Here is a 4,574-nt window from a genome sequence, read left to right as displayed (position 1 = left end):
CGCGCGGCACGCCCCCGGTGCCGCAGCGCCGCCACGGTGCGCAGCCCGCTGCCGACACGGCGCACCGGATCCAGCACCGTTTCGGGGTGCTGCGCCAGATGCCCCGTGGTGCCCGACCGCAGCGCGCGCCGCCGCGTCTCGTCCGCGGCCAGCAGATCCTCGCCCTCCAGCAGCGCCCGCCCTTCGAGCCGTACGCCGGGCCGCGCGGCCCCGAGCGCCGCCAGCCCCAGCGTGGTCTTGCCGCTCCCGGAGGGGCCCACGACGGCGGTCACCCTGCCCGCCGGAACGCTCAACGACACCTCGTGCAGCAGCGGTCGGGCCGCCGTGGCGGCGTGCGCGGAGAGCCGCCGTACCTCCAGCAGCGGCGCTCCCGTGCCCATGGCGCCCCGCAGGTCCTCTGCCCCGATGCCGTCCGCCGTCATGCCGCCGCCCTCCGGCGTGCGAGCGCCCGGTCGACGCACAGATTGCCGCCCACACACAGCGACATCAGCAGCCCCGCGGGCACCAGTACGGCGGCGGGTTGGGTGAACAGGGCGTCGCTGTTGCGCTCGATGAGCACCGACCAGTCCGGCGCGGACGACGGCAGGCCCAGACCGAGGAAGTTCGCCGAGGCCAGCAGATAGAGCACGCCGGAGAAGCGGGTGCCCGCGTCGGTCGCCAGCGGCCCCGCCAACTCCCGGGTGAGATGGCGCAGATGGATGTACGCCCAGCCCCTGCCCTGCATCCGCAGCGCCTCGACGACCGTGCGGCAGCCCGGAGCGAGCGCCGCCGCCCGTACCAGCCGTGCCACGGACGGGAGTTGGAGCACCGCGGCGACCACGACCAGCCACAGCCACCCGCGGCGCCCGGTGGCCGCCAGCGCCAGCAGCAGCATCAGACCGGGCAGCGCCAGCAGCAGATCCAGGGAACGCATCATCGTCTCGTCCAGCAGCCGCCGCGCCCCGGCGGCCAACAGCCCGAGCGGCACGGCGAGTACGTAGCACAGCAGCAGGGCGCCGAGCGCGCCCCCGAGCACGGTGAGGCCGCCGCGGAGCACCAGCGACAGCACGTCGCGGTCGAGTACGTCCGTGCCCAGCGGGTGCCCCGGACCGGGCGGCCGGGACGGCGGCGTGAGCGCGCCCGGTGGCGGCCCCTCGGGGCCCGCCATCAGCGGCCCGGCCAGGGCCAGCAGCGCCGGAAGACCGAGCAGCAGCCAGGCGAGCAGATCGCCGGCCGACGGCGCGCGCCGGCGCCGGGAGGCCACCGCCGTTACGGAGCCGGCCGCCCCGGAGTCGGCAGTCTTGGCCGCCACAGGCTCTTCCCGTGTCACGCCGTCGCCTCCGCGCGCGGCGTCAGCCGGTGCGAGAGCAGATCGCCCGCCAGGTTGACCGCGACGACGGTGCCCGCGAACAGCAGCGCGTACGACTGCACTTGAGGCGTGTCGCGGTTCTGCACCGCCTCGACGAACCCCGTGCCCACACCCTGGATGCTGAACAGCGACTCCACGATCAGCGCCCCGCCGAGCAGCCCCTCAACGCAGCGGGCGAACTGCTGCACCGCGGGCGCGAGCGCGCTCGGCAGCACATGGCGCCACACCACCCGCCGCTCCGGCATCCCCAGCAGCCGCAGATGCTCCGCGGGTGCGCTGCCGCGCCGCGCGGCCACGCCGACCCGTATCTGCCGTGCCAGATCGCACAGTTGGCGCGCGGTCAGCACGACCACCGGCAGCACGAGCACGCCCGGCTCGGCTAGCAGCCCCGCCCCGTCCATGCCCGCCGCGGTGGCCGGCAGCAGCCCCGCGGCGAGGGAGACCGAGGCGATCAGCAGCATCGCGAGAACGAACTCCGGCACCGAATGCAGCAGCAGGGCCGCCGAGTTGAGCGCCCGGTCCGTACGGCTGCCCTCCCGCAGCCCCGCGACGACGCCCAGCAGCGGCGCCAGCAGCGCGACCAGCGCCAGGGCGGGCAGCGCCAGCACCAGGGAGACCGCCAGCCGCCGCCCGATCTCCTCGCCCACCGGCAGCCCCGTCACCAGCGAACGCCCCGGATCGCCCGTGAGCAGGGACCCAAGCCACTGCCAGAAGCGCAGCCACACCGGCTCGTCGAGGCCCAGCCGCTCCCGTAGCGCCGCCGCCTGCTGCGGTGTGCCGTGGTCGCCCTGGAGGACGTCCGCGGTGTCTCCCGGCACCAGCGAGTCCAGCGCGAAGACGACGACGAGCGCGAAGAAGCACTGGGCGAGCGCCAGCGCGCATCGGCGCAGGACGTGACGGCGCACGCTCAGCCCAGCTCGACGTCGTCGAAACGGGCCCAGGCATGGGAGTTGGGCGCGGCGGCGCGCAGCCCGCGCACGGACGAGGCGATCGCGTCGTTCGCGTCGGAGAACCCCCACACGAGCATGCCGGACTTCTCGCGGGCGATGCGCTGCGCCCGGTACAGCAGCCGCAGCCGGTCCTGCTCGTCGCGGGTGGAGCGGGCACGGTCCATCAGCTCGTCGAAGCGTCCGGAGCGGAACCCGGTCAGATTGCGTGCCGCGCGGCTGCGCATCCGCTGCTGGAGGAAGTCCGAAACCGGCAGCGTGGACGTGGTGTTGAGCGCGGCGACGCCCTTGTCCTGGATCTCGCTGAAGTACGTGGCGGAGGCACGGGTGTGCGGGGTGACGCGCAGCCCGACCTCGCGCAGTTGCCGCGAGATGAGCGTGGCCGCCGACTCCCAGGAGGCGTCCACGGTGCTGGTCTCCAGCGTGAACGCCAGCCCGTCGGCGCCGGCTTCGCGCACCAGCTTCCGCGCACGCGCCACATCCCGTTCCCGCTCGGGCAGTTGGGGCGGATAGCCCCGCAGCCCCTTGCCGAACAGATCGCTGCCGACGCCGCCCCGTCCCGCCAGCGCGACCCGTACCAGCGCCTCGCGGTCGACGCCCAGCAGCACCGCCTCCACCAGCTTCGGATCGTCGAACGGGCTGCGTCCGGTACGCAGCAGCAGTTGCTGGGCCGTGGCCTGCTTCGAGGTCAACACCTCTACGGCGCGGGCGCGTTCGAGCCGGTCGATGAACGCCCCGGAGATGTCGGCCGCGTAGTGCACCTGGCCGGAGAGCAGCGCGTTGACGCGCGCGGACTCCTCGTTGGCCGGCACGATCTCCAGCTCGCCGAGGCGCGGCGCCCCGGACCAGTGCCCCTCCCAGCGGCGGAAGCGCGCGATGCCGCCCGGCCTGAACGACACATAGCGGAACGGTCCGGAGCCCACCGGATGCCGGAAGCTCGTGGTGCCCTCGGGCACGATCTCCGTGCCGGGACCGGCGAACGCGGTGGGGAACTCGAAGTCCGGACGCTTCAGCACCAGCGTCAGCTCCCGCCGGCCACGGGCCCGGCTCTCCCCGAAGTCCACGGCGGACAGGAGCTGTTGGGAGGGCGAGCCGGTCTTCGGGTCGGCGGCGCGGCGGTAGCTGTAGAGCACGTCCTTCGCCGTGACCGGCGCACCGTCGTGGAAGGACGCCTCCCGCAGCCGTATGCGCCAGCGCAGGCCCGAGGGGTCGCTCTCCCAGGACTCGGCGAGACGCTTCCGTACGGCCATCTCGTCGTCGTACGTGGCGAGCGTGTCGAACAGCGCCTTCGCACGGGCCTGGTCGACGAAGTTCGGCGCCACGTGCGGATCGAGGCTCTCCTGCGAGCCGCCCGCGGTGAACGCCGCACGGAAACGGTCCCGCTTCCCCTCGCCGCCGCCCAGTCCGCACCCCGCGAGCAGCCCCGACGCGGCGAGCGCCGCCGCCCCGCCGCCCGCGACCAGGCTGCGCCTGCCTGGGCCCGGCCGCTTCCCCTGCGGGCACGGGCCGTCGGGGCCCTTCCCGTCCGGTTCGCTTCCGTACGGGGACACGGCACGACTCGGCATCGTGATCCTTCCCGGGGTGTCCTCGCCCCAGTCGGTGGACCGGCGACGGGTCAGTCTCCTGACTCCCGGATCACCGCTCACCCCTGCCTTCCAGCCCGTACGTCGGGCCGTGGCCTCGCTGGGGTCCGCTCCCCGGTCACAGTGGCGGGACCGTGCCGGATTCCCACCGGCTTCCTGATCCCCGTCGCCCTGCGCAGGTCATTGTCGCCTACGAGGGGGAACGGGCCGCACGCCGGGCGGGCGGCGGGCCGCCGCGGAGTGAAGGTCCGCCCAAGTGCGGGAAAACTGGCCTGAGTTGGGCGGCGGCACCGAACCGCCCGGTGCCATGTTGGGAGATGAGACCTCCGCCCGGAGAGGCGGGGGCCGGGGCGGGACGAGTCGGCGGGTGCCTCCTGCGGGCGCCCGAAGGGGGAGTCGTGGCGATGGGACACCGACGGACATATCACTTACGCGATCTCTTACGCAGGCTCTTACGCGGTGTCGCCGCCGGGGCGCTCCTCGCGGCAGCGGGCTGCGCGGACGGTGACGGCAGCTCCGGTGGCACCGGAGTTCCCGAATCCGTACGGCCGTCCTCGTCGTTCTCCTCTCCGGCGGTGAACGGCGCGGCCGGCGGCACCGAGCAGGGCGAAGGCACCGTGCAGGGGAAGAGCGGCGGATCCGCGGGAGGGGACGCCGGCACAGGTGACACCGGTGGCGGCGGCCACGGCGGCGACC

The 4,574-nt window shown here is 74.4% G+C and carries 4 protein-coding genes and 1 riboswitch; all 4 genes read right to left on the bottom strand.

What is annotated here, in order from left to right:
• On the bottom strand, positions 1-422 hold a 422-nt coding region (locus AN218_RS30725; RefSeq protein ID WP_171908859.1), incomplete at its 3' end, for an ATP-binding cassette domain-containing protein.
• Complete coding sequence (locus AN218_RS30720; protein ID WP_244900851.1) at positions 419-1,291, bottom strand: ABC transporter permease subunit; 873 nt, start codon at positions 1,289-1,291, stop codon at positions 419-421. The genes AN218_RS30725 and AN218_RS30720, both read right to left, overlap by 4 nt.
• A 14-nt stretch (positions 1,292-1,305) precedes the next feature.
• Positions 1,306-2,253 (bottom strand): ABC transporter permease, encoded by a 948-nt coding sequence (locus AN218_RS30715; RefSeq protein ID WP_070020312.1) that lies wholly within the window; start codon positions 2,251-2,253, stop codon positions 1,306-1,308.
• A gap of 2 nt (positions 2,254-2,255) precedes the next feature.
• Positions 2,256-3,860: an ABC transporter substrate-binding protein gene (locus tag AN218_RS30710; protein ID WP_244900849.1), complete on the bottom strand. Its 1,605-nt coding sequence runs from the start codon at positions 3,858-3,860 to the stop codon at positions 2,256-2,258.
• A 31-nt stretch (positions 3,861-3,891) separates the two neighbouring features.
• Positions 3,892-4,067: riboswitch (cobalamin riboswitch) on the bottom strand.
• Positions 4,068-4,574 lie beyond the last annotated feature (507 nt).

The sequence above is a fragment of the Streptomyces nanshensis genome (genome assembly GCF_001751255.1).
GTDB classification, from domain to species: Bacteria; Actinomycetota; Actinomycetes; order Streptomycetales; family Streptomycetaceae; genus Streptomyces; species Streptomyces nanshensis_A.
This window is presented reverse-complemented; position numbering and strand designations above follow the sequence as displayed.

Bases quoted from the DNA above. Each gene is read 5' to 3' on its own strand.
- AN218_RS30710 (WP_244900849.1), bottom strand. From the start codon at position 3,860: ATGCCGAGTCGTGCCGTGTCCCCGTACGGAAGCGAACCGGACGGGAAG.